This window comes from Saccharomonospora azurea NA-128, assembly GCF_000231055.2.
Taxonomy (GTDB): domain Bacteria; phylum Actinomycetota; class Actinomycetes; order Mycobacteriales; family Pseudonocardiaceae; genus Saccharomonospora; species Saccharomonospora azurea.
In genome coordinates, this window is record NZ_CM001466.1 from 3,035,629 (window position 1) to 3,058,402 (window position 22,774).

Consider the following 22,774-nt stretch of genomic DNA (forward strand, 5'->3'; position numbering starts at 1 on the left):
CCCCCGGTCGTCGGTACCGCGTCCTGTCGACCCGATCGGCGGCGTTCGCCGACTGTTCGTGGCCGTTCGTCGCTTCGACCGGAAGTGGTGGCGACGCGCTGTCGAGGGCCGAAACTTCGGTCCAACCGAATTCGGCGGTGTATCCCAGGTCACACCAAGGGTGTGCGGGACAGGACCGCCGCGAGTCCGTAGGCGAGTCCCATGACGGAGAGTTCCACGACGGCGAACGCGGCCAGAGCGGTGCGCTTGTGGCGGACGACGCCCGGCATGAGCTTCCATCGCGTGTAGCCACCGAGCGCGGCGACCACAGCGAGAGCGACGACCTTGCCGAGGAGCAACTGTCCGTACGCGGTCGTGAACAGTCCCGGCCACAGGGCCACCGTCGGGTGTTGCACGAACTCGACCACGCCGTTGAGCACGCCCGTGGCCGCCGCGACGGCGAGGCAGGCCGTGGCCAGTCGCGAGAACCGCGGCAGTGCGGTGGCCAGCAGGCTCCGGTTCCGTGGCGCGAGTGCGATCAGTGCGCCCAGGCCGCCGGTCCAGGCGACCACGCTCACGATGTGCAGTTCGAGCAGCAACATCGCGTATTCGGCGAAGTGCGAGTCGCCCGCGTGGCCGGTGACGGGAAGCGGGAGCAGTGCGAACAGGCCCGCGCCGACGACGAGTTCGGGAGGCACCCTGTGCCCGAGCCGGGCCGCCGCGAGGGCGAGCAGGGCCTGGGTCAGCGCGAACCCCGCCACCACCAGCAGCGCCTTGCCCGCGGCGACCGTCTCGACGTAGGAGCGGAGGTCGGCGAACGACAGCGCGCCCCGGCCCGGCCGGTACTCGGCGGCCTGCAGCACGAGGCTCGCCAGCGCCGCCACCGCCCACACGAGCGCGGACATCGCGACACCGAGTCGGGCCTGCGCGAACACCCGGGCCGACGAGGACGGTACGCGATCACCCGCCAGCAGGGGGAGGATCGCGCAGCCGATGGCGGCGACGGCGGCGAGGTCGAGGGCGGCCCTCGCGAGGGGAAGTCCGACACGCACGGCGGTGTCGACCTGGGCGATGCCCGCCACCGGGGTCGTGGTCGTGAGCGCGAGCCCGGCGAGAACGCCGGACAGCGCGGCGGTGATCACCGCGATGAGGGGCGCGAGACGCGGTGACGACGGGGATACGGTCGCGGACCTGCTCACTCCACGAAGCCTACGCACCGTCCCTACCCTCTGTCGTCCCTTGATTCACATGCCGTGATCAAGCTGGTCATGGAGCAGCAGGCCGGCCGGGGGCCGGGAGAGGGATTAGTAGGGTCCCGAGCGGGCAACCTCAGCCGAACACGGAGGCAAGTTGCACATGGGTGATCAATCGGACGAGATCGGCGATCTAGTGCGAGACGGGTCGCGAGAGGGAAGTAGGGCGGGGCCGGAGGAGGCCGCGAACGTCCCTGAGGGCACCGGGCCCGGCGACGCCACCGAACCCGCTGCGGACTCGACGGTGGCCGTCGCGGCGGATCGGCCTGCGCGGACCGACCGCACCGTGTTCGGCGTGGCGGCCGTGGTCGCACTCGCGATCGTGGCGTGGGGCATCGCGTCGCCGAGCAGCCTCGCCACGGTGGCGGACACGGCGCTGAACGACGCCGTCATCCCGTACGGCGGGTGGGCGTTCGTCCTCACCGCGAGTGCGTTCGTGGTGTTCGCGATCTGCATCGCCATAAGCCGGTACGGACGAATCCCGCTGGGCAAGGACGACGAGCGGCCGGAGTTCCGTACCTCCTCCTGGGTCGCGATGATGTTCAGCGCGGGCATGGGCATCGGGCTCATGTTCTTCGGTGTCTACGAGCCGGTGGCGCACCTGGCCAGTCCGCCGCCCGACACGGCGGTACCGAACTCGGACGAGGCCGTGCACCAGGCGATGGCGACCACGCTGTTCCACTGGACGGTGCATCCGTGGGCGATCTACGCCGTGGTGGGCCTGGCCATCGCCTACAGCGCCTTCCGTAAGGGACGCAGCCAGCTGATCTCGGCGGTGTTCGCGCCGCTGATCGGGACGCGTCGTTCCGAGGGCCCGCTGGGCAAGGCCATCGACATCATGGCGATCTTCGCGACGCTCTTCGGCTCGGCCGCCTCGCTCGGGCTGGGCGCGTTGCAGGTCGGTGGTGGTCTCGCGGCGGTGGGCTGGGCGGAGAATCCCGGAACCGGTCTCCTGGTGGGCATCATCGCGGTTCTCACGGTGGCGTTCGTCGCCTCTGCGGTGTCGGGGGTCGCACGAGGCATCCAATGGCTGTCGAACATCAACATGGTGCTCGCCGCCGTGCTCGCCGTGTTCGTGCTGGTCGTCGGGCCGACGGTGCTCATCCTGAACTTCGTCCCGGGCGCCATCGGCGACTACTTCCGCGAGCTGCCCGCGATGTCCGGACGCACCGGGGCCACCGGCGGCGACGAGATGCGGGAGTGGCTCGCCGGGTGGACCGTCTTCTACTGGGCGTGGTGGATCTCGTGGGCGCCCTTCGTCGGGATGTTCATCGCGCGCATCTCGCGGGGCCGCACGATCCGCGAGTTCGTCATCGGCGTCATCGCCGTGCCCAGCCTGGTGAGCCTCGTCTGGTTCTCCATCTTCGGCGGTGCGGCGATCAGCCGTCAGCGCGCCGGGATCGACATCGCGGGCTCGGGGACGAGTGAGGCGGCGACGTTCAAGCTGCTGGAGACCCTGCCGTGGTTCCTGCCCATCGCGATCATCGTGATGCTGCTGGTGTCGATCTTCTTCGTCTCCGGTGCCGATGCGGCGTCCGTGGTGATGGGCACGCTGTCGCAGCGGGGCACCGTCGGGCCGCACCGCAGAGTGGTGACGTTCTGGGGTGTCCTGATGGGGGCCGTCGCGGCCGTGATGCTCCTCGTCGGCGGCGACGACGCGCTCGCGGGCTTGCAGAATCTGACGATCCTGGTGGCCGTTCCGTTCGTGCTCGTCATGATCGCGTTGTGTGTGTCGCTGTACCGGGATCTGCGGCAGGACCCGCTGGTGGTGAGCGAGGACGAGGTCATGCGGTCGCTGCGGAAGCTGCACGACGAGCGCAAGGCCGAGCGCGCCAGGGAACGCAAACGATTCCGGCGCAAGACCGATGTCGCCGAGTGACGGAAGCTGAGTGACGACGAAGGGCCGGGCCCCGCGTTCGCGGAGCCCGGCCCTGTCGTTCGTGCCGGTCGGGTCGCTGTCAGTCCTGCGAGCGGCCCATGCGCAGAGCCACCACGAGACCCGCGACGAGTAGCACCGCGGCCCCGCCGAGCCAGACCCACACGGGCACGCCCGAGGAGTCGTCGTCGGTCGCGGCCTGGTCGTTGCCCTGGTCGCTGTCCGCGTCGCCGCCCGGCTGGCCGGCTTGCGCGGGATCCTGCCCTGCGGCGCCCCGGTCGGGGGCGGCCGAGTCAGGCGCACCGCTGGCCTCGCCCGGTCCCGGGGAGGTCAGGGTGAAGCGGATCTCCTTCGACACCGGGTGCCCGTCGGCCGACAGGACGCGGTAGCCGATCACGTACTCGCCTTCGGGGCCGAGGGGGCGCAGCGGCGCGGTCACCGTGGTGCCGTCGACCTCGACGGTGCCCTCGGCCCACGCGTCACCGTGCGGTCCGGTGACGGCGACCTCGTTGACGTCGGCGTCCTGGACCGGCTGGTCGAAGGTGAGGACGACCTCGGTGGGTGCCGTGTCCAGCTCGTCGCCCTCCGCGGGGTTCGACGAGACGAGCACGTTGTGTGCCGACGCGGGCAGCGCCCCCGCCAGCACCGCGAGCAGCGCCACCGCCAGCGTGGTGACGAGCGTGACGATCTTCCTCATGACCTACCCGCCTTCCTCGCACGCAGGACCGCACCGAGTCCGAGTCCGAAACCGAGCGCGCCGAGCACCAGTCCGGCTCCGCCCAGCAAGCGCGCGGTGTCGTCGGTGTCGCTCGCCTCGGCACTGTCCTGAGCGGTGTCCTCGTTCTCATCGGCCTCGGCGCTTCCGCCGTGGCCGTGGCCGTGCCCCGACGACTCCGCGAGTGTGACGACCGGAGCAGGGCGTTCGGGCTCGCCGCCGTCGGTCGGCTGCTCGTCCCACGCCACGACCGTGCCGTCGGAGTACGTCTGGGAGGTCGGCAGCACGAGCGTGTCCACGTCGTCGGGCAGCGCGCCGAGGACGATCTCGAACTCCTCGTACGAGGAGGTTCCCGCCGCGATCTCGTGGCCGTCCTCGGCCTTCCACGTGATCTTGGTGACGACGTCGTCGGTCTCGGTGACCTCGGCGGTCCAGCCGGGAACCGGCTTCGTCCGGGCCGCGGTGATGCCGTACTCGGCGGGCACGGTGACCTCCACCTCGGTGGTGCCCACCTTCTCCTCCTCGTTCGGCACCCGCAGTGCGATGGCGCCGTAGCCGCCCTTCTCGGGGGCGTCCCCGTAGACGTTGGCGGTCACGTGCGCGGAGGCCATGCCTCCGGCCACCAGCATGCTCGTCGTGGTGACCGCGCCGAGCACGGCAAGGCGCGCGATACGTCGATTTGTCGACAAAGTTTCTCCTGATTGGTCGGTGGGATACGCACTGGTCAGGAGAGTGCGGGCGGGCCGCGCCTCGGGTGCGCCCGCCGCAGGTGAACGGAGAAGGGCAGGACTCCCTCGGCGGCGCGCACCACACCACCGCACCGCCTCTGGGCAGCGGGTCGGGGAGTGTCCGTGATCAGCACACGCAATGCCGACAACGTGGAGGCGGCGACGGCCAGCATCGCCTCCGCGTGCGAGAGGAGGGCGGCGGTGACCAGCGTCGCGCCGACGTGCCCCGCGAGCATGGCCGTGCCGCCCACCGAGTGCCCCGACAACTCGCCGAGCGCGAGGTGGGTCGCCGCCTGGGCGCCTCCCAGGACGACCACGACGCCACCGACTCCGCGGGTGTGCTCCGCGACGGCGGTGGCGACCCACGCGATCAACACGCTGGTCGCCACGGTGGTCAGCAGGTGCGGGACCTGCCCGCCACCGAGGAGGTGCGCCGTGACGCTCAGGGTCGCCGAGCAGCCTGCGAGCAGCACACCGCGGACCCCGCGCATCGCGTGGCCGGTCCCCGATCGCCTGCTCATGCGGCCAGCCTATGGGATCGCCGGGGTGAGACGAACGACTCCGGAAGCTTGCCGTTTTCGCTCCAGTCGTGAATTGTGTTTGCGCCACTGACATATGCCAAGCGATGCGAGCGGGTGGTCCGTTGAATCTGTTCGAGTACGTGGCCGACCGGTGGGACCGGTTGTCGCTGCAAGCCCTGCTGCACGTCAGTGAGGTTGTGCAGTCGACGCTGCTCGCCGCGGTCATCGGGGTCCTGATCGGGGTGGCCGTCTACCGGAGCCCGATCGGCTCCGCCGTCGCGACCGCGCTGGCGAGCACCATCCTCACGATCCCGTCGTTCGCCCTCCTCGGACTCCTGATCCCCGTGGTCGGGCTCGGAGCGACCCCGACGGTGATCGCGCTCGTGCTGTACGCGCTGTTGCCGATCACTCGCAACACGATCGTGGGCCTGGCGGGCGTGGACCCGGCGGTGTCCGATGCGGCCAAGGGCATCGGGATGAGCCGCCTCGGCGTGCTCACCCGGGTGGAGCTCCGGCTCGCGTGGCCGGCGATCCTCGCCGGGATGCGGGTCGCGACGCAGATGTTGATGGGCATCGCGGTGATCGCCGCCTACGCCAAGGGACCCGGCCTCGGCAGTGAGGTGTTCTCGGGACTCACGCGGGCGGGCAGCGCCAACGCGACGAACCAGGCGCTGGCCGGCACGCTCGGCGTCGTCATCCTCGCCCTCCTCCTCGAGGGCGTCTATTTCCTGATCGCTCGCCTGACCGTCTCGAGGGGTATTCGTGGCTGACACACCGAGTGGTGCCGAGATCCAGTTGGAGAACGTCACCAAGCGTTACCCGGGCAACGCGGAAGCGGCCGTCGACGACGTCACCATGACGATTCCGGCCGGCAAGATCGTCATCCTGGTGGGGCCGTCCGGCTGCGGGAAGACCACCACGATGCGCATGATCAACCGCTTGATCGAGCCCACGTCCGGCCGCATCACCATCGACGGCGAGGACGTGCTGGCGCTGAACGGCGACGTGCTCCGCCGCAAGATCGGGTACGCCATCCAGCAGGCCGGGCTCTTCCCGCACTTCACGGTGGCGCAGAACATCGGCGTCGTGCCGGGTCTGTTGAAGTGGAACCGCAAGCGGATCGACGACCGCGTCGACGAGCTGATGGACCTCGTGGGACTCGACCCCGCCGAGTTCCGCGGCCGCTACCCGCGGCAACTCTCCGGTGGGCAGCAGCAACGCGTCGGCGTGGCCAGGGCGCTCGCGGCCGACCCGCCGGTGCTGCTGATGGACGAGCCGTTCGGCGCGGTGGACCCGATCACCCGGGGCAGTCTCCAGGACGAGCTGCTGCGGCTGCAGGAGGACCTGCGCAAGACGATCGTCTTCGTGACCCACGACTTCGACGAGGCGGTCAAGCTCGGCGACAAGATCGCGGTGCTCGGTGAGAAGTCGTCGATCCAGCAGTACGACACCCCCGAGGCGATCCTCGCCAACCCCGCGAACGACATGGTGGCCGGCTTCGTCGGCGCGGGCGCCTCGCTCAAGCAGCTCACGCTGCTGCGGGTGCGCGACGTCACCTACAGTGACAGCACTCTCACGGTGCCCGTCGACACCTCGCCCTCCGACCTGCGCGCCCGGATGCTCGACAAGCGCGCGACGTACGCGCTCACGCTCGACCACCGTCGCCGGCCGCTGCGCTGGGTGCACGTGCGGGAGCTGTCGTCGGCCGCCTCGCTGGCCGCGGCGGGCCGCGCCATCGGCGACTCGGTGAGCACGCAGTCCACGCTGCAGGACGCGCTGGAGGCCATCCTCGCCGAAGGCGGGAACGCGGTGGTCACCGGCTCGCGCGGCGAGTACGTCGGCACGATCGACATCACGACCGTCACCGACACCATCCAGCAGCTGCGCACCGAACACGTCGAGTCGGAAAGCGTCGAGTCATGACGTCCACGGAGCTGTCGGAAACCTCCACCCAGTCGGCGAACCGGCGTGCCGACCGCATCCGCCTGTTCGCGCAACCGGCCGTCGTGGTGCTCGTCGTCGGAGCCGTCCTGGTGTGGGCGCTGACGAGGGACAACGACGTCATCGAGGCCGAAGCCCTCAACGGCTCGTACCTGGTGACGAAGGCGTGGGAGCACCTGCTGCTGACCGGGGTGGTCACCGCGATCGTGGTGGCGCTCGCGCTGCCGCTCGGCGTGGTGCTCACCCGCAGCTGGGCCCGGCCCGCGACGCCGCTGTTCATGGGCATCGCCAACATCGGGCAGGCCGCGCCGGCCCTCGGTGTCCTGGTGCTGTTCTTCCTCTGGAGCGAGTGGGAGGGCCTGTGGGCGGCGGCGTTGCCCATCGCGTTCTACTCCCTGCTCCCGGTGCTGCGGAACACGATCGTCGGTATCGAGTCCGTCGACCCCACGCTGGTGGACGCCGGACGCGGGATCGGGATGTCGTCGACGTCGGTGCTGTTCCGCATCGAACTGCCGCTGGCGGTGCCGCTCATCCTCGCGGGCCTGCGCACCTCGCTCGTGCTCGCGGTGGGAACGGCCACGCTCGCGTTCTTCGTCAACGGTGGCGGGCTCGGTGAACTGATCGACGCGGGCTACAAGCTGAACCGCACCGCGGTGCTCGTGGTGGGTGCCGTGCTGTCCGTGGGCGTCGCCCTGCTCGTGGACTGGCTCGGAGCGGTGCTGGAGAAGTACTTCGGACCGAAGGGACTTTCATGAGGCGTGGCGCGAACCGGGCCGGACGGCGCGCGGCGTGCGCGGTGCTGGCCACCGTGTCGCTGCTGGTGAGCGCGTGCGGCCTCAACGTCAACGCGGCCCTGCCGTTCGACGTGCAGCCGGGCTCGATCCGGCACGTGCCGGAGCTGGAGGGTGTCGAGCTCGTGGTGGGGTCCAAGGACTTCACCGAGAACATCGTGCTCGGCTACATCACGCAGCTGACGTTGAAGGCCGCGGGCGCGACCCCGATCGACCTCACCAACATCTCCGGCTCCAACGGCGCGCGGGCCGCGTTGCAGAACGGCCAGATCGACCTGATGTGGGAGTACACCGGCACCGGGTGGCTGTCGTATCTCGGCGAGGACGAGCCGATCGCCTCCGAGGAGGAGCAGTACGAGGTCGTGCGCAAGGCCGACCTGGAGCGCAACGGTCTGGTGTGGCTGCCGTACTCGCAGGTCAACAACACCTACGGCTTCGCGACCACGCAGGCCTACGCGGAACAGCACGGGCTCTCCACGATGAGCGACGTGACGGAGTTCCTGGAGCAGAACCCGCAGGAGGCGGAGTTCTGCCTGGACACGGAGTTCGCGAACCGGCCCGACGGCATGCCGGGGGTGAAGCAGACGTACGGGTTCCCCGTCACCGAGACCAAGATCTTCGGCTCGGGTGCGATCTACGCGGCGGTGGTCAACGACACCTGCAACTTCGGCGAGGTGTTCACCACCGACGGCCGGATCGCGGGGCTGAACCTGAAGGTGATGGAGGACGACAAGTCGTTCTTCCCGCAGTACAACGCCGCTCTGACGCTGCGCCAGGAGACCCTCGAAAGCCACCCGGCGATCGCGGAGGTCATCGCCCCCGTCTCGGACGCGTTGAACAACGACGAGATCACCGAGCTGAACAAGCAGGTCGACGTCGACGGCCGGGATCCGGCGGTCGTGGCGCGCGACTGGCTGGTGGACAAGGGCTTCATCACCAGCGCCTGACCCTGCCCCATGAACATCGTGTCCGCGCCCCACGCACGCGTGTCCGCACTTCCCGTACGCCGGTGTGCCGGTGAGGGCCGTCAGCTCGGCGCGCCCGGGACGCCGAGTCGGCGCAGCACCTCCACCTCGATGAGGTCGAGCTCGGCACCGACGGCCCGGTGCGCGGCCTTGCGGCGCGACACGGGCATGTGTTCGGCGGCCCGCACCGACGCGGTGAGCTGCTCCAGGGTCGAACGGCTGCGCGCGACGAACTCGCGGTCGGCGTCCGTGGCGCGCTCGGAGTCCGCGAGCTGTGTCAACGCGTTCGACGCGCCGGCGAGCCGGGCCAGCAGCGCGCCCCCGCGACCGCTGTACTCGGGCAGCTGCGTGACGTCGATGCCCATGCGCCGGGCCTGCCGCCGGTCGTACACCTCCCGGACCGCACCCGCCGCGCGCAAAACGAGCGGTGCGAGGGCGGGCACGGCGGCCGGAACGACGACCTTCGCCACGCGGACGGCGTTCTTCGCCCGCTTCGGCGTGAACCCGAGGTCGTCCCCGGCTCCGCTGTGCGCCCGATCCGCTTTGCGGCCCATCGCCCCTCCATCGCAGTCACCGTTCGTGCACCGGCTTTCCCCCGCGAACTTACTGTTCGCCTCGGGGCCGGGCACGTCGGCTCCATGTCGGGGGGCTCTCATACAGTGAAAGGCATGTCTGTCGAGGTGTTGTTGGACGCGGGGGTCGTCACGCGGTGTCGCCGTCGCGTACACCTCGATCACGATCCGACCATGCGCGACGCCGAGTTGGCGCCGCCCGATCCGGCCTCCGAGCAGCGGATCGCCGACGCGCAGGCCCATCGGGCGCGCATCGCGGAGTGGCTGCACGCCGAGTCGAAGGGCAGCTGGGCGAGTGTCCCGCCCGAACTGCCGGCCCGCGAACGCGCGGAGCTGACGCGGTCGGCGCTGGCGGAGGGGGTGGCGTTCGTGTGGGGCGCCACGTTCCCCGCCGACCGCGACGGCGGCCGCCGTGGCGGCATCAACCTGCTGGTGCGCACGCCGAGCGGGTACGTGCCCGTGCTGGTGGTCCGCCACCGCATCACCGACCCCGGCGACGGCGCGCGCACCACGGTGCTGCCGGACGTCGACCCGGCCCACGGGGAGGCCGACCCGAAGCGCAAGGTGCGTTCGCATCCGCGTGACCAGTTGCGGCTGGCGCACACGCGGCGCCTGCTGGAGGCGACGGGGTACGCCGAGGACGACCGGGCGCTCGGCGGTGTGATCGGTCTCGACGCCGACGTCGTCGTGTGGCACGACCTCACAGCCCCGACCTGGCCCGGTGGCCGCAGTGCGCTGGAGGAGTACGACACGCGGTTCGCCGACCGGCTCGCGGTGGCGCGCGCCGCGGCCGCCCGGGCCGAGGCGCTGGCGGAACCGTCGCGGATCCTCGAATGCAAGCGCTGCCCCTGGTGGCCGGTCTGCGAGGCGGATCTGACGCGGGCCCGGGACGTCAGTCTCGTCGTGCGCGGTGAGGACGCCGTGGAGCTGCGGCGCGCCGGAGTGTCCACGGTGGACAAGCTCGCGGCGCTCGATCCCGCCGACGATCCGCCGATCCAGCGGACCGGCACCACGTTCGACGACGCGGTCGCGCTCGCCCGCGCCTGGCTCGCCGACCTCACGGTGGTGCGCCGGGTCGAGACGGTGGAGGTGCCGCGCGCCGACGTCGAAGTGGACGTCGACATGGAGAGTTTCGGCGACTCCGGTGCCTACCTGTGGGGCTGCCTGCTCAGCGGTGCGGACATCGGCATCGAGCCGGGGTACCGGGCGTTCGCGACGTGGGATCCGCTGCCCACCGACGACGAGGCCCGGTCGTTCGCGCGGTTCTGGGCCTGGCTCTGCGACGTGCGGGCGAGGGCGGTGGCGGCGGGGCTCACCTTCCGCGCCTACTGCTACAACGCGCTGGCCGAGAATCGCTGGCTGTACGCGTCGGTCGACCGGTTCGCGGGCGTGGACGGCGTGCCGACGCGGGCGGAGGTGCGGCGGTTCGTCGAGTCCGACGAGTGGGTCGACCTCTTCCGCAGCGTGTCCGAGCAGTTCCTGTGTTCGCGCGGCAAGGGGCTCAAGGTGGTCGCGCCGGTGGCGGGTTTCTCGTGGCGCGACCCCGAGGCGAGTGGTGAGGCGTCGATGCGGTGGTATCGCGACGCCGTCGGCATGGACGGCGGGCTTCCCGACCCGGCTCAGCGCGAGCGGTTGTTGCGGTACAACGAGGACGACGTGCGGGCCACGTACGCGCTCCGGGTGTGGATGAGCGACGAGGCCGCGCACGCCGTTCCGTTCATGGGCGAGCTGTAGCGCGTCAGCGGGGCGCCATGCGCAGAGCGCCGTCGAGGCGGATGACCTCGCCGTTCAGGTAGTCGTGCTCGACGATGTTCAGGGCGAGCTGCGCGTACTCGTCGGGGGTGCCGAGGCGCTTGGGGAACGGCACGGACGCGGCGAGGCTCTCGCGGAACTCCTCGGTGATCCCGGCCATCATGGGGGTGTCGATGATGCCGGGCGCGATGGTCATGACCCGGATGCCGCTCGACGCGAGGTCACGGGCGGCGGGGATGGTCATGCCGGCGACACCGCCCTTGGAGGCGGAGTAGGCGATCTGTCCGATCTGGCCTTCGAAGGCGGCCACGGACGCGGTGTTGACGACGACGCCGCGCTGGCCCTTGTCGTCGACCGGTTCCGTGGCGGCCATGGCCTGCGCGGCCAACGTCATGACGTTGAAGGTGCCGACGAGGTTGACCTCGACGACCTTGCGGAACAGGTCGAGGTCGTGCGGACCCTTCTTCGACAGGATGCGCGAGGCGGGGCCGATTCCGGCGCAGTTGACGACGACGCGCAGGGGAGCGCCGGAGTCGGTGGCGGCGTCGACGGCCCGCTGCACCGCGGCGGCATCCGTGACGTCGGCGTCGACGAACGTGACGCCGTCGGTCGCCTCGGCCTTCGCGATGGAGGACTCGAGGTCGGCCGCGAACACCCGGGCTCCCTTCGCGGCCAGTGCCTTCGCCGTCGCGGCACCGAGGCCGGAGGCGCCGCCGGTGACGATGGCCGCGGTGTTGGCGATCTGCATGTTCGCGTCCCTTTCTGTGGTCGTGAGACTTCGACAGTTGCCGCCGTCGTGACAGTGGTCATAGGTTAACGGGCGTTCGCGTTCACGCCGGTCCGGCGTCCGTGAGGCAACTGTGAGTTAGTTGTACGAACGAAGTGATCACCCGTATGGTCGACATCGTGTTCACGTCCAGACCAGAACTCGCCGGGACGCACGGCATGGTCGCCACCACCCACTGGCTTGCCTCGGCCACCGGCATGGCCGTGTTGGAGGACGGTGGGAACGCCTTCGACGCGGCCGTCGCGGCCGGTTTCGTGCTCCAGGTGGCCGAGCCGCATCTGAACGGTCCCGCGGGCCAGGTCCCCGCGCTCTTCGCGACGGCGCGGGACCGCACCCCGCGCGTGTTGTGCGGGCAGGGCACCTCGCCCGCCGCGGCGACACCCGCGCACTTCCGCGAACTCGGTCTGGACCTCATCCCCGGCAGCGGCCTGCTCTCCGCCACCGTCCCCGGGGCGTGGGACGCGTGGTTGCTGCTGTTGCGCGACCACGGCACGAAAAGCCTGCGCGACGTGCTCAAGTACGCGATCTCCTACGCCTGGAAGGGCGTGCCGGTGGTCAGCCGGATCACCGACACCATCGACGCGGTGTCCGAGCTGTTCGTGCACCACTGGCCCACCTCGGCGCAGCTGTGGTTGCCCGACGGTCACCCGCCCACTCCCGGGTCGTTGCACCGCAATCGTGCGCTCGCCCGTACGTGGCAGCGGCTGCTGGGGCAGGCGGAGGTGCACGCGGGCCGGGAGGCGCAGATCGACGCCGCCCGCCGCGCCTGGTCGCACGGGTTCGTGGCGGAGGCCGTCGACGAGTTCAGCCGCCGCGCGTTCCGCGACGACTCCGGGCGCGACCACGCGGGACTGCTCACGGGCGACGACCTGGCGTCGTGGGAGGCCGGCTACGAGGACGCGGTGATCACCGACTTCGGCGAGTGGAGCCTCGTGAAGTGCGGTGCGTGGACGCAGGGTCCGGTGCTGGCGCAGCAGTTGCGGCTGCTGGAGGGGTTCCGCGACCGACTCCGTTACGTCGACGGCAGGCCCGACGCGCGCACGGTGCATCTCGCCACCGAGTGCGCGAAGCTCGCGTTCGCCGACCGGGAGGCCTACTACGGCGACACCGACGTCGACCTGGCCACGCTCCTGTCGCGGGAGTACGCCGAGAGCAGGCGCACGCTCGTGGGCGACGAGGCGAGCGGCGAGCTGCGGCCCGGCGGAGCGGACCCGCGACTTCCCGCGGTCCTCGAACGCACCCGTGGCGAGCAGGCGGGCACGGGAGCGGTCGGCGAGCCGACAGTGGACCCGGCGGGCCGCACGCGCGGCGACACCGTGCACATCGACGTCGTCGACGCCGAGGGCAACATGATCTCGGCGACGCCCTCGGGCGGCTGGCTGCAGTCGTCTCCGACGATCCCCGAGCTGGGGTTCTGCCTCGACTCGCGAGCGCAGATGTTCTGGCTGGAAGAGGGGCTGCCCAACTCGCTGGCGCCGCGGAAGCGGCCGCGCATCACGCTGTCGCCCTCGATGGCGCTGCGGAACGGCGAACCCACGCTCGCCTTCGGAACCCCCGGCGGGGACCAGCAGGACCAGTGGCAGCTCTGCTTCTGGCTCGCCCACACCGTGGGGGGTCTGAACCTCCAGGAGTCGATCGACGCGCCCGCGTGGCACACGACGGCGTTCCCGAGCTCCTTCTACCCGCGTTCGTGGCAGCCGAAGGAGCTGGTGGTCGAGTCGCGCATCGGCGAGGAGACGATCCGCGAACTCCGCGAGCGTGGGCACGACGTCGTGGACGGCGGTCCGTGGGCCCTCGGCAGGCTCTCCGCCGTCTCGCGCGACGCGGCGTCGGGCATCCTGCGCGCGGCCGCGAACCCGAGGGGCATGCAGGGCTACGCCGTCGGCCGCTGACGCTCAGGCGGTGGGGTCCTCGGCGATGACCCAGTACTCGGCGAACCGGTCGCCGTCCACACGCAGCAGGTCGTGGCCGTGGAAGGTGACGGGCCGACCCTCGTAGCGTCCACGCCCCACCCAGCGCGCGGCGACGAGGTCGCCGTGCACCACCGGGCCGACGACCAGCTCGAACTCGCTGTTCTCGATCATCTCCCGGCCCTGACGCACGATCGCCGCGAGCTGACCGGGGCCGTGCGCGAGCCCCGGGTGTCGGGGCCAGTGACCCACGAAGTCGGCGGTCACGATGTCCTCGGCGGCCCGGTCGAGGTGTTCGAGCTCGCCGTTCCAGAGTTCGTCCAACCACCGCCGGTACAGGGTGTCCATGGACTCATGGTGCCGAAACCGGCGGTACTTCGCCCGTTCCCCCGCGAGAGGGAGCGGGACGCCCCTCGCGAGGGGACCGTGGCGCGCGCCGCAGCGGGAGGCTCGACAGCATGGTTCACGACTCGTCGTCCCGACCCGCCAGGCTGAGGCCCGTCCTCGGTTACGTCGCCGTGGTCGGCATGCTCCCGTACCTGTTCCTGAAGCTCTTCTGGATCGCCGGTGTCGAGATCGGGGTTCCCGAGGCGGGCTTGATGACCGCCCCGGTGATGCGGATGGCCAACGCCTTCACCGCCGCCCTGGAGATCGCCGCGATCGTGGTGGTGCTGGCGCTGACCCACCGCTGGGGCCTGCGCGTGCCCGCGTGGCTGATCCTGCTCCCGATGTGGGTCGGCAGCGGCCTGCTCGCGCCGATCGTCGTCTCGTTCCCCGCCATCGCCGCCGACCTCGCCACGGCCCCGGCGGGCTCCGGCCTCGCGCCGTGGGTGGTTCCGCTGGTCTACTCCAGCTTCGCGTGGCAGGGCATCGCTTTGCTCACGGCGTTCACGCTGTACGCGCGGGTGCGCTGGGCGTCCGCTTTCGGCGGGTCGTCACCGACACGCGGACCGGGCCCGATCGCGGTGACCGGGGCGGTACTCGCACTGGTCGTCGCCGTCGCGGAGTTCGTGACCGCGTTCGACGATCGGCTGCGGTTGGCCAACACGGTGCTCGCCGTCGTCGAGGCGACGGCCGCGCTCGCCGCCGTGGTGGGCGTGGTGGTGCTCGGGGCACGGGGGCGGACCTGGCTCACGACCGTGCTGCTGTGGACCGGTTCCGCGACGCTGTTCGCGACGGGCTTCTGGTCGGCGTTCGGGTGGGTGGCCATGGCGGGCACGGCCGGGATGACCGACTGGCTGCTGGTGGCCGTGGGCTGCCTCGGGGGCCTGTTGCTCGCCTACACTCTGCTGTCCGGACCGACAACCGCGCCCGGCTCGCCGGAGGACGCGGGGCCCGTCGCGCAGCGACAGGTGCTCACGCCGCCCGCACCGTGACGGGGAGGCACGTGGCTGGCACGAGAGGGAGGGCCGGGTGGTCCGGCCCTCCCGTCCCGTCACGGTCCGGTGTACGTCGGCGGAGCGTGGTTCACCTGTTCTTCGAGGAGCTCGTTGAACAGGGGCTCGACGTTCTTCCGGCCCTCGCCGAAGACGTCGATGATGATCACTCGGTCGTACAGGACGTAGACACCGCGCACCACGCTGTCGCCCTGGGCGCCCGCGGCGTAGACCTGAACGCCCTGCATGGCGAGCTCGCGCTCCGCGGGGATACCGCCTTCCTGCTGCGCCACGCCGTACTCGTTGGCGATCGCGACGGCGTCGTCCTCGGTACCGACCTCGATGGAGTACATGCCGATGGTGATCTTGTCGTCGGTGATGGTGGTCTTCAGCAGGCCGTCGTCCATGTCGGCGTCGCCCAGCGCGTCCACCACGGTCTGCGGCAGCATGTCGCTGTTCTTCTCGAGGAACTCGTAGTCGAAGGGGCCGCCACCGGGGCGTTCCTTGCCGGGCGGATCGATGAGTGCCGCGTCGTTGTCCGCGGGCTCCTCCTTCGGAGGCGGCGGCTTCGGCAGCGGGGTGCTCGACTCCGTGGGCGGCGGGGGCGGCTGGTTCTGCGACTGCGACGGGACGGTCGGAGGGGGGGCGTCGTCGCCGCCGGCGATGAACAGGAAGTACACCGCGACGCCGATGCCCGCCACCAGCAGGACCGCGATCACGGAGAGCAGCACCTTGCGGCTCTTGCCCGAGGACTCCGTGTCGTCGAACGATTCGGGCCCCTGGCTGACACCCCACTCCTGGCTGCCCTGCGGGCTCAGCGGCGGGAAGTCACCGCCGCCCCACGGCGGTGAGGAGTCCTCCTGGGCGGCGTTCCACGGCTGGTTCTGCGGCTGTGCGGCGAACCCTCCGGGCGGGGAGGCCGCGGGCTGCTGGAACCCGCCCGCCGGGGAGGCCGGCTGCTGGAACCCGCCCGCGGGCGAGGCGGGGTAGGCCTGACCGCCCTGCTGCTGTTGTTGCATCTGCTGCATCTGCCAGGGCGACACCGCCTGCGTGCGCTCGGCGCCCGGGTCGTTCTGCGGCACCACCTGCGTCGCCTCGGGGGAGGGCTGTTGCGGCGTCTGTGCGGGCTGCTGCCCGGTCTGGGGCTGCGGGGAACCGGAGAGCGGCGCGATGACCTGCGTCGCGTCGGCCTTGCTCGGTTCGGACGTCTCCGCCGCCTGCTCCGGCGAGCTCACCGCGGACGACAGAATCTGGTCACGACGGGTGCGGTACTCGTCCGCGGAAAGGTTGCCGGACGCGAGACTCTCATCCAGCTTGCGTAGCTCTTCCTGCCAGGTCACCCCCGGCCCCCCTTCGGGACTTCGTTGCCGACAAAAGAATTTGCGTGCGCACTCGGACAACCGCGCCAGCACGTAACTTACTGTGTGACGTCCGGGGCGAGGCAGGCAGATCGCGCGTTACCCCAGCTGACACCGGGTTGTTATCTGGGGTTGTCCGCCAGAGCCGTTCCGATGGCGTCGATCACGTCGTCGCGCAGCAGCGAACTCCCTCCGTTCGCGAGGATCCGTTCGACGAACTCGAAGACGACGACGTCCCGGTCGCCCAGCAACTCCGCGATCCGCGCCGGGTCGCCCTGCGCTACGGTGTCGGAGTGCGCGATGACGAGGTTGCGGTTCGTCGCCGCGAGGAACGGTGAGGCGAACTGCGTGAAGGAGTCGGCGACGACTCCGACGCTGCCGCCGTAGACCCCGGTGACCTCCTTGCCGAACTGCTGTGTCCGCAGGGGCACCTTGAAGTCGCTCGCGATGTAGCGCGTGCGGTCCTTCTCGCCGTCCGGCGCGAGCGTGTACTCGTGCAGGTCCCACTTCTCCGACCGGCCGAGCAGGCGGAGGAGGTCGGCGGGCCAGTCGCGCAGCTTGCTGCGCTCCACCTGCCAGGTGCTGGTGATGCCGGGCGAGATCTGCTCGGCCACCGCGTAGGTCATGGTGAGGCCGCCGGCGAAGTTCCAGTGGGTGTCGACGGCACTGTAGACGTCGGTGTCGAGTTGTTCGGCGGTGTGGCGCAGGGGTTCGCGGAGGTCGATCGCACCGGCCTCGGCGGGGAGGCGTCGCCAGAATTCGGCGCTCCGCGCGTCGGCGCAGTCCTTGCCGACGTAGTCGTCGGGCAGGTGCTCCGTCATGATCGTCGTCTTGTTCGGAGCGACGACCAGCACGAAGTCGCGTCCCGACGCCTCCACCGCGGTCCGCAGCTTGTTGAGCGCCGCCACGATGCGGTCGACGTCCATGACGGGGAAGCACTTGCTCGCGATGTCCTCGCCGAGGAACAGCCAGTCGTCCTTGCCGGAGATCACCCGCGGGAACAACTCGCGCGGCACGACCTGTTTGGGCTCGTCCTCGGGTTGGACGCCCGCGGTGCCGGACCGCGCGCCCGACTGCGTGCCGGGCGGGTCGCCGAACAGGCCCGTGCCGACGGCGTCGGCCGCCTCCACTCCCGCCTCCCGCAACGGCAGATGGTCGGTGGCCCACGCGGGGAACGCGGTGAAGAAACTCCAGCCGTCCCCGGGGTTCGGGAAGTCGTGCAGCGCTCGGTTCTCGAACGGCTCCGCTCGCACACCCAGCACGAAGGACAGCGCCGGGGCGAGGAAGAAGACGATGGCGCAGACCAACGCCGTGCGCTGCTTCGCGCTGTGTCGCGGCCGGTAGAGGTTGTGCTCCTGCGGCAGCCACGACTCAGGCGTCGGCGGCAGCACGGGAGTCCGCGGTGGGTGTGGCGGTATGCCGGGGAACACGCGCCGTATCGTAGCCGCCGGTCACGGCTTGGGAGGGCCGATCGTCGGGATCGGCGCGTGCAGGGAGTGGAGTGGGCGTTGGAGCGGGGACTGTCCGGACACGGTGCTGACTACGCGGAGCGGCTCGCGGCCGAGCGCGGGACCTTCGCCGAACAGGAGGACGTCCACGGCAATCTCCCGCCGTCGGCGCACCGCTGGTCGGCCCGCCACATGGTGCCCAAACTGCACGAACTTGGCGTGGAGAGCATCGGGTCGCTGATCGTGGGCGAGATCCGCAGCCGGGCCCGCGAGGCCGCGGAGCACGGCCGGGACGCGGTGGTGCTGTCGCTCGGCAGCGGCAACGGCGACCAGGAACTGTCCTGGCTCGAGACGCTCGCCGCCGACGGCGTCCACAACGTGCGCGTGCGCCTGCTGGAGATCAACCACGACATGCAGGAACGGGCGGCCGACGCCGCGGGGCGGCTCGGGTTCGCCGACCGGATCGAACACGTCGAGACCGACTTCAACACGTGGAAGGCCGACACCGAACACGACGTCGTGGTGGCGTTCCAGGTGCTGCACCACGTGCTCGACCTCGAACACCTCTACGGGCAGCTGCGGGAGGGGTTGCGTTCGGACGGTGTGCTGGTGGTGCACGACATGATCGGGCGCAACGGGCATCGCCGCTGGCCCGAGGCGCTCGAGGTGATCGAGCGCATCTGGGCGACGTTGCCGCCCGAGCTGCGGCGCAACTCCATCACCGGCGCGATCGACGAGCAGTTCGACGACATCGACTGCGCCGTCGACGGGTTCGAGGGCATCCGCGCCCAGGACGTGCTGCCGGTGCTGCTGGAGTACCTGCACCCGAGTTTCTTCCTGGCGCTCGGCAACGTGATCGATCCGTTCGTCGACCGCGTCTACGGCCACAACTTCGACATGGACGACGAACGGCACCGGGCGCTGATCGACGACATCGGCGTGCTCGACGACAGCCTGCTCGACCTGGGCGTGGTCACGCCGACCCGCCTGACCGCGCTGTTCCACCCGACTCCGCGGACACTGCGCGCGTACCGCGGTCGGACCCCGCAGCGGTGCGTGCGCCGCACCGACGTGGTGGACCCGGCGGGCCGCGTGTCGTTCCATCCCGCCGCGTCCGATCCCCAGCGACTGGTGCGGGGCAGCGGACTCGCGGTGGGCCGGTGCAACGGTGTTCTGCACGACCGCTGGGTCGGGCGCGGTGCCACGCTCCCCCTGCGCACGACCGCGGAGGTCGACACGGTCGAGCTGGAGTTCTGGGTGCCGGACTGGATGCCCGAGCAGGGGACGCTCACGGTGCTCGTCGACGACACACAGGTGGCGGCGCTGCCCGTCGAGCACGGCCTGCTGCACCGGACGGTGCCGGTCGCGCTCGCCGCCCACACCACGGCGGAGTTGACGTTGCGCGCCGACTGGTGGGTCAACCCGCACGCGGCGGGGCTCGGTGAGGACCGCAGGACGCTGTCGTACGTCCTGAACGGCGTCACGCTGCGGTAAAAGCAGAACCTGACACCGTGAAACCCCGGTGAAGCGATAACCTGCCCGGCATGGCGGGTGAGGCTGTGGGGGAATCGAGACTGTCGGACGGCGTCAACGGCATCAACGGCGTCGACGGCGTCGACGGCGCTGACGGACCGGACGGTCGACTCATCGAATGGACCGGGGAACGGTGTGTTCCCTGGGTCCAGGACTACCAGGTCGTCTACGAGCACTATCACCGGTACGCGTTCGCTCTGCGGTTCGCGGCGGGCAAGCGGGTGCTCGACCTGGCCAGCGGTGAGGGGTACGGCAGCGCGATGCTCGCCACGACCGCCGCCGAGGTCGTCGGTGTGGACATCGACGAGCAGGCCGTCGCCCACGCGAGCCGCACCTACCCGCTCGACAACCTGCGGTTCGCCGTCGGCTCGATCACCGACGCCGAGGTGCTGGCCGACGAGGAGCCGTTCGACGTCATCACCTGCTTCGAGGCCGTGGAGCACGTCACCGAGCAGGACGAGCTGATGCGGCTCGTGCGCGCGCGGCTGGCGCCCGAGGGCGTGTTCCTGTGCAGCACCCCGGACGTGGAGGTCTACACCCACGACCACGGCAACGAGAACCCGTACCACGTCAAGGAACTGACCCGCGACGGTTTCCGGCAGCTCCTGGCGGGCAGCTTCGAGCACGTCGTGCTGCTGCGGCAGAACGTGGCGGTGGGCTCACTCGTCCACGACGGTCCCGAGCGGGGCGACGTCGAGACGCACACGTTGACCGCCACCCAGAACCAGGACTGGACGGTCTCGCCCGGCGCGCCGCACACGTACCTCCTCGGTGTCGCGTCCGCCGCCGCCGTCGACGTCCCGCGCGCGTCGGTGCTCGCGGACCCGGACCTCACGCTCGTCGCGCGCAGCCGCGCCGACGAGATCGCCCAGCTCGCCGAGACCGTGTCCACGTTGCGTGCGCGGCTGGACGCCGCCGAGGACAGCCTCCGCAACGAGCAGGCGGTGTCGCAGCGGCGCGCCGACGAACGGGACGAAGCGCTCACGCGGGCCGCCGAGGCCGAGCGCGCGCAGAGCCGGGTCGTCGACGAGAACACCGACCTGCGGGAACGACTCGCCCGCCGGGAGAAGCGGCTCGGCTGGTTGTCCGACCACGCCGCCCAGCTGCGGCGGTCGGTGGGCGCGCTCGCGGCCGAGAACGCGCAGCTGAAAGCCGAGCAGTCGGCGCTCGCGCAGCGGTTGATCAGCCGGTACCGCAGCACCGTCGAGCGGGTCGCCCCGCGCGGCAGCCGCCTGCGCGACGTCTACGAGGGCGCGTTGGGCAGGCCGAAGGGCGTGCTGCCCGGTCCGGTGGAGGACACCTCGCCGGTCGGCGTCACGACGAGCACCGATCCGCTCGTCAGCGTGGTCATCCCCGTGTACGGCAACTGGTCGTACACCCGCCGGTGCCTGGCCTCCATCGAGGCGCACCTGCCCGCCACGCCGTTCGAGGTCATCGTCGTGGACGACGCCTCGCCCGACGGCTCCGCCGACCTCGTCGCCCAGTGCCCGGGCGTGCGACTCGTGCGGGCCGAGCGCAACCAGGGTTTCGTGCACTCGTGCAACCTCGGCGCGAAGCACGCGGGCGGCGAGTTCGTCCTGTTCCTCAACAACGACACCGAGGTCCACGACGGCTGGCTCGACTCGCTGACGGCCGTCTTCGACGCCCACCGCGACGTCGGGCTCGCCGGATCGAAGCTCGTCTACCCCGACGGGACCCTCCAGGAGTGCGGAGGCATCGTCTGGGCCGACGGCACGGGCTGGAACTACGGGCGCGGCGACAACCCGCACGAGCCGCGCTACGCGACGATGCGCGACGTCGACTACTGCTCCGGTGCCGCGATCATGGTGCGCAAGAGCCTGTTCGACGCCCTCGGTGGGTTCGACACCCGCTACGCGCCCGCCTACTACGAGGACACCGACCTCGCGTTCGCGGTCAGGGCCGCGGGGTATCGCACGGTGGTGCAGCCGGAGTCGGTGGTCACCCACCACGAGGGCGTCTCCAACGGCACCGACGTCTCGTCGGGGGTCAAGCGCCACCAGGAGCTCAACCGCGACGTCTTCGTCGAGAAGTGGGCCGACGCGCTCGCCCACCACTGTGCCGAGGCGAGCCCGCGGAACCTGTGGCTCGGCCGCAACCGCACGAGCCGTGGCCACGGCGGCGGCGTCGTCCTCGTCGCCGACCACCAGGTACCGCGCACCGACGAGGACTCCGGCTCGGTGCGGATGTCGCGCATCCTCGACCTGCTGGTGGGACTGGACCAGCGAGTGGTGTTCTTCCCCATGAACGGCGCGCTCCCGGAGCGCTACGCACGCGCGCTGTACCAGGCCGGGGTCACCGTGCTCGCCGACGCGGGACAGCAGCAGGAATTCCTGCGCGAGGTGGGTCCCGAGCTGCGGCTCGCGGTGTTGTCGCGCCCGCAGATCGCCTGGCAGCTGCTGGAACAGATCAGGCAGTACGCGCCGGACTGCGTGGTCGCCTACGACACCGTCGACCTGCACTTCGTGCGCCTCGGCAGGCAGGCGGAGCTGGCGAAGGAACTCGGCGACGAGTCCGAGTACGTGTCGCTGTCGCGGCGGGCGGACGCGTTGCGGGAGATGGAACTCGGGCTCACCCGGGCCAGCGACGTGACGCTGACGGTGTCGGAGGACGAGCGGCGCACCCTAGCCGAGCTCGTCCCGTCGGCCCGGGTCGAGGTGCTGTCGAACATCCACGAGGCGTCCGCGGCCTCCACGGTTCCCGACGGGCGGCGGGATCTGCTGTTCGTGGGTGGTTTCGACCACGTGCCGAACCGGGACGCCGCGCGCTGGCTGGCCGAGGAGATCATGCCGCTCGTGCACGAGGAACATCCCACGGCGGTGGCGCACATCGTGGGCAGCAACCCGCCGCAGGAGGTGCTCGACCTCGAACGCGACGGGGTCGTCGTGCACGGCTGGGTGCGGGATCTCGCGGCGATGTACCGCGAAATGCGCGTGGTCGTGGCGCCGCTGCGGTTCGGTGCGGGAGTGAAGGGCAAGGTCGGCGAGGCCCTCGCGCACGGTGTCCCCGTGGTCGGCACGACGCTGGCTGTCGAGGGTATGGACCTGCGGCACGGCGAGAGCGTCCTCGTCGGCGACACTCCGCAGCGCCTCGCCGAGGGCATCTCGTCGGCACTGGCCGACGACGCGTTGTGGCTCCGGCTGGCCCGTGCGGGAGCGGCGGCGGTGGACGCCACGTTCGGTCCGGGCGTGGCCGAGGCCACCCTCACCGGGTTGCTGAGACGGGCGGACGCGACGGACTGACGGTTTCGA

General features: G+C 70.9%; 19 protein-coding genes. 10 read left to right on the plus strand and 9 right to left on the minus strand.

Going from position 1 to position 22,774, the window contains the following annotated elements:
* Positions 1–149: 149 nt before the first annotated feature.
* Entirely contained in the window at positions 150–1,196 is a 1,047-nt protein-coding gene (locus SACAZDRAFT_RS13740; RefSeq protein WP_005442670.1) for a copper resistance D family protein, read from the minus strand.
* Between the two features lie 139 nt (positions 1,197–1,335).
* Here SACAZDRAFT_RS13740 and SACAZDRAFT_RS13745 point away from each other — a divergent pair, with 139 nt between their 5' ends.
* A complete protein-coding gene (locus SACAZDRAFT_RS13745; RefSeq protein WP_005442671.1) occupies positions 1,336–3,111 on the plus strand; it encodes a BCCT family transporter in 1,776 nt (591 codons plus the stop codon).
* Between the two features lie 79 nt (positions 3,112–3,190).
* Here SACAZDRAFT_RS13745 and SACAZDRAFT_RS13750 read toward each other — a convergent pair whose 3' ends face one another.
* Genes SACAZDRAFT_RS13750 through SACAZDRAFT_RS13760 form a run of 3 tightly spaced genes read right to left on the minus strand, consistent with a single transcriptional unit; the run spans position 3,191 to position 5,072 of the window.
* Positions 3,191–3,805, minus strand: a complete 615-nt coding sequence (locus SACAZDRAFT_RS13750) for a copper resistance CopC family protein (RefSeq protein ID WP_005442672.1) — start codon at positions 3,803–3,805, stop codon at positions 3,191–3,193.
* On the minus strand, positions 3,802–4,512 hold the full coding sequence (locus SACAZDRAFT_RS13755; protein ID WP_005442673.1) for a YcnI family copper-binding membrane protein: 711 nt from the start codon (positions 4,510–4,512) through the stop codon (positions 3,802–3,804). The genes SACAZDRAFT_RS13750 and SACAZDRAFT_RS13755 overlap by 4 nt, the downstream gene beginning before the upstream one ends.
* 35 nt (positions 4,513–4,547) lie before the next feature.
* Complete coding sequence (locus SACAZDRAFT_RS13760) at positions 4,548–5,072, minus strand: hypothetical protein (RefSeq protein ID WP_232286272.1); 525 nt, start codon at positions 5,070–5,072, stop codon at positions 4,548–4,550.
* Between the two features lie 122 nt (positions 5,073–5,194).
* Between SACAZDRAFT_RS13760 and SACAZDRAFT_RS13765 the strand changes: the two genes are divergently transcribed.
* From SACAZDRAFT_RS13765 to SACAZDRAFT_RS13780, 4 genes are read left to right on the plus strand one after another with little or no spacing between them, the layout of a single operon-like run.
* Complete coding sequence (locus tag SACAZDRAFT_RS13765) at positions 5,195–5,842, plus strand: ABC transporter permease (RefSeq protein ID WP_037294546.1); 648 nt, start codon at positions 5,195–5,197, stop codon at positions 5,840–5,842.
* A complete protein-coding gene (locus SACAZDRAFT_RS13770; protein WP_005442676.1) occupies positions 5,835–6,995 on the plus strand; it encodes an ABC transporter ATP-binding protein in 1,161 nt (386 codons plus the stop codon). The genes SACAZDRAFT_RS13765 and SACAZDRAFT_RS13770 overlap by 8 nt, the downstream gene beginning before the upstream one ends.
* Positions 6,992–7,768 carry an ABC transporter permease gene (locus SACAZDRAFT_RS13775; RefSeq protein WP_005442678.1) on the plus strand — a complete coding sequence of 259 codons (777 nt, stop codon included), beginning with the start codon at positions 6,992–6,994 and terminating at the stop codon, positions 7,766–7,768. Before SACAZDRAFT_RS13770 ends, SACAZDRAFT_RS13775 begins: the two co-directional genes overlap by 4 nt.
* On the plus strand, positions 7,765–8,751 hold the full coding sequence (locus SACAZDRAFT_RS13780; RefSeq protein WP_005442679.1) for a glycine betaine ABC transporter substrate-binding protein: 987 nt from the start codon (positions 7,765–7,767) through the stop codon (positions 8,749–8,751). The genes SACAZDRAFT_RS13775 and SACAZDRAFT_RS13780 overlap by 4 nt, the downstream gene beginning before the upstream one ends.
* An 80-nt stretch (positions 8,752–8,831) precedes the next feature.
* Here SACAZDRAFT_RS13780 and SACAZDRAFT_RS13785 read toward each other — a convergent pair whose 3' ends face one another.
* Positions 8,832–9,323: a DUF6474 family protein gene (locus SACAZDRAFT_RS13785; RefSeq protein ID WP_005442681.1), complete on the minus strand. Its 492-nt coding sequence runs from the start codon at positions 9,321–9,323 to the stop codon at positions 8,832–8,834.
* 114 nt (positions 9,324–9,437) lie between these two features.
* On the opposite strand from SACAZDRAFT_RS13785, the gene SACAZDRAFT_RS13790 reads away from it, so the two are divergent.
* Positions 9,438–11,075: a TM0106 family RecB-like putative nuclease gene (locus SACAZDRAFT_RS13790; protein ID WP_005442683.1), complete on the plus strand. Its 1,638-nt coding sequence runs from the start codon at positions 9,438–9,440 to the stop codon at positions 11,073–11,075.
* Between the two features lie 4 nt (positions 11,076–11,079).
* Here the strand turns inward: SACAZDRAFT_RS13790 and SACAZDRAFT_RS13795 are convergent, their stop codons facing one another.
* On the minus strand, positions 11,080–11,841 hold the full coding sequence (locus tag SACAZDRAFT_RS13795) for an SDR family NAD(P)-dependent oxidoreductase (protein WP_005442684.1): 762 nt from the start codon (positions 11,839–11,841) through the stop codon (positions 11,080–11,082).
* 146 nt (positions 11,842–11,987) lie between these two features.
* Here SACAZDRAFT_RS13795 and SACAZDRAFT_RS13800 point away from each other — a divergent pair, with 146 nt between their 5' ends.
* Entirely contained in the window at positions 11,988–13,772 is a 1,785-nt protein-coding gene (locus SACAZDRAFT_RS13800) for a gamma-glutamyltransferase family protein (RefSeq protein WP_005442686.1), read from the plus strand.
* 3 nt (positions 13,773–13,775) lie between these two features.
* Here the strand turns inward: SACAZDRAFT_RS13800 and SACAZDRAFT_RS13805 are convergent, their stop codons facing one another.
* Entirely contained in the window at positions 13,776–14,138 is a 363-nt protein-coding gene (locus tag SACAZDRAFT_RS13805) for an ester cyclase (RefSeq protein ID WP_005442688.1), read from the minus strand.
* 110 nt (positions 14,139–14,248) lie between these two features.
* Between SACAZDRAFT_RS13805 and SACAZDRAFT_RS13810 the strand changes: the two genes are divergently transcribed.
* Positions 14,249–15,166 carry a hypothetical protein gene (locus tag SACAZDRAFT_RS13810; RefSeq protein ID WP_005442690.1) on the plus strand — a complete coding sequence of 306 codons (918 nt, stop codon included), beginning with the start codon at positions 14,249–14,251 and terminating at the stop codon, positions 15,164–15,166.
* 59 nt (positions 15,167–15,225) lie between these two features.
* Here the strand turns inward: SACAZDRAFT_RS13810 and SACAZDRAFT_RS13815 are convergent, their stop codons facing one another.
* Both SACAZDRAFT_RS13815 and SACAZDRAFT_RS13820 read right to left on the minus strand, forming a co-directional pair.
* Positions 15,226–16,506: an SHOCT domain-containing protein gene (locus tag SACAZDRAFT_RS13815; protein WP_005442692.1), complete on the minus strand. Its 1,281-nt coding sequence runs from the start codon at positions 16,504–16,506 to the stop codon at positions 15,226–15,228.
* A gap of 140 nt (positions 16,507–16,646) precedes the next feature.
* Positions 16,647–17,954, minus strand: coding sequence for an alginate O-acetyltransferase AlgX-related protein (locus tag SACAZDRAFT_RS13820; RefSeq protein ID WP_408638051.1), 1,308 nt, complete (start codon positions 17,952–17,954; stop codon positions 16,647–16,649).
* Between the two features lie 57 nt (positions 17,955–18,011).
* Here SACAZDRAFT_RS13820 and SACAZDRAFT_RS13825 point away from each other — a divergent pair, with 57 nt between their 5' ends.
* Positions 18,012–19,466 (plus strand): class I SAM-dependent methyltransferase, encoded by a 1,455-nt coding sequence (locus SACAZDRAFT_RS13825; RefSeq protein ID WP_005442695.1) that lies wholly within the window; start codon positions 18,012–18,014, stop codon positions 19,464–19,466.
* A gap of 50 nt (positions 19,467–19,516) precedes the next feature.
* Positions 19,517–22,765, plus strand: coding sequence for a glycosyltransferase (locus SACAZDRAFT_RS13830; protein ID WP_005442699.1), 3,249 nt, complete (start codon positions 19,517–19,519; stop codon positions 22,763–22,765).
* The last annotated feature ends 9 nt before the right edge of the window (positions 22,766–22,774 follow it).

Bases quoted from the DNA above. Each gene is read 5' to 3' on its own strand.
- SACAZDRAFT_RS13745 (WP_005442671.1), top strand. From the start codon at position 1,336: ATGGGTGATCAATCGGACGAGATCGGCGATCTAGTGCGAGACGGGTCG.
- SACAZDRAFT_RS13750 (WP_005442672.1), bottom strand. From the start codon at position 3,805: ATGAGGAAGATCGTCACGCTCGTCACCACGCTGGCGGTGGCGCTGCTC.
- SACAZDRAFT_RS13760 (WP_232286272.1), bottom strand. From the start codon at position 5,072: ATGAGCAGGCGATCGGGGACCGGCCACGCGATGCGCGGGGTCCGCGGT.
- SACAZDRAFT_RS13775 (WP_005442678.1), top strand. From the start codon at position 6,992: ATGACGTCCACGGAGCTGTCGGAAACCTCCACCCAGTCGGCGAACCGG.
- SACAZDRAFT_RS13780 (WP_005442679.1), top strand. From the start codon at position 7,765: ATGAGGCGTGGCGCGAACCGGGCCGGACGGCGCGCGGCGTGCGCGGTG.
- SACAZDRAFT_RS13785 (WP_005442681.1), bottom strand. From the start codon at position 9,323: ATGGGCCGCAAAGCGGATCGGGCGCACAGCGGAGCCGGGGACGACCTC.
- SACAZDRAFT_RS13790 (WP_005442683.1), top strand. From the start codon at position 9,438: ATGTCTGTCGAGGTGTTGTTGGACGCGGGGGTCGTCACGCGGTGTCGC.
- SACAZDRAFT_RS13795 (WP_005442684.1), bottom strand. From the start codon at position 11,841: ATGCAGATCGCCAACACCGCGGCCATCGTCACCGGCGGCGCCTCCGGC.
- SACAZDRAFT_RS13800 (WP_005442686.1), top strand. From the start codon at position 11,988: ATGGTCGACATCGTGTTCACGTCCAGACCAGAACTCGCCGGGACGCAC.
- SACAZDRAFT_RS13805 (WP_005442688.1), bottom strand. From the start codon at position 14,138: ATGGACACCCTGTACCGGCGGTGGTTGGACGAACTCTGGAACGGCGAG.
- SACAZDRAFT_RS13810 (WP_005442690.1), top strand. From the start codon at position 14,249: ATGGTTCACGACTCGTCGTCCCGACCCGCCAGGCTGAGGCCCGTCCTC.
- SACAZDRAFT_RS13830 (WP_005442699.1), top strand. From the start codon at position 19,517: ATGGCGGGTGAGGCTGTGGGGGAATCGAGACTGTCGGACGGCGTCAAC.